Source organism: Streptomyces daliensis, assembly GCF_054782395.1.
Genome location: NZ_BAAGSO010000115.1, coordinates 1 through 1,267 on the forward strand (window position 1 = coordinate 1; position 1,267 = coordinate 1,267).

The window sequence follows — 1,267 nt, forward strand, 5'->3', positions numbered from 1 at the left end:
GGGACTGCGAGGGCAACCTCGTCACCCACACCGACCCGGCCGGACACACCACGGCCTACAGCCACACCCACTTCGACATGCCCGCCACCCGCACCGGCCCGGACGGTGCGCGCTACGCCTTCGCCTACGACACCGAACTGCGCCTGACCACCGTCACCAACCCCCAGGGCCTGGAGTGGCGCTACACCTACGACGCGGCGGGACGTCTCACCTCCGAGACGGACTTCAACGGCGCCACCCGCACCTACACCCTCGATGCCGCGGGCCGCCTCACCGCCCAGACCAACGCGCTGGGCCAGACCCTGCGCTACGAACTGGACGCGGCAGGCCGTGTACTGAACCAGCACGACGAGGCCACGGGCGAGGAGACCACCTACACCTACGACCCCGACGGCGCTCTCCTGCGCGCGGCCAACGCCAGCAGTGAACTGACCCTGACGCGGGACGCGCTGGGCCGTGTCCTGTCCGAGACGGTCAATGGCCGCACCACCCGCTACGCCTATGACGCGGCGGGCAACCGCACCCACCGCACCACACCCTCCGGTCTCACCTCCACCTGGACCTATGACGCGGCGGGCCGTGCGGCCACCCTGACCACCGGCGGCCACACCCTCGCCTTCACCCACGACGCGGCCGGCCGCGAGACCCAGCGCGCGGCCGGAGCCGTCACCCTCACCCAGGACTGGGATGCCACCGGCCGCCTCACCACCCAGGCCCTCACCACCAGCCCCGGCGACACCCTTCTCCAGCACCGTGCCTACACCTACCGCCCCGACGGGTACCTCACCGAGATCCGCGAACTGACCACCGGCACCCGCCACTTCGCCCTGGACACGACCGGCCGGGTCACCGGCGTCCAGGCACACGGCTGGAGCGAGACCTACGCCTACGACAGTGCGGGCAACCAGACCCACGCCGAAGCCCCCGCCCACCCCGCACCCGGCGCACGGGAACACACCGGCACCCTCATCCACCGCGCGGGCCGCACCACCTACACCCACGACGCGGCAGGACGCCTGGTCCGCAAGACCCGCAAGCTCCTCAACGGCCAGACCCGCACCTGGACCTACACCTGGAACACCCAGGACCGCCTCACCCAAGCCACCACACCCCTGGGCGAGGAGTGGGCCTATACCTACGATCCGCTTGGCCGCCGCCTGACCAAGACCGGCCCCGACGGCGCATCCCTCACCTTCACCTGGGACGCCACCCGCCTGGCCGAACAGACCACCCGCGACGGCGCCACCACCACCTGGGACCACACCCC

1 protein-coding gene is annotated in these 1,267 nt (G+C 71.6%); it reads left to right on the top strand.

Annotated features, from left to right (window positions below):
* Window positions 1–1,267, top strand: a 1,267-nt coding sequence (locus tag ACYVOO_RS31445) for an RHS repeat domain-containing protein (protein ID WP_461019116.1), incomplete at both ends; no start/stop codon positions are given.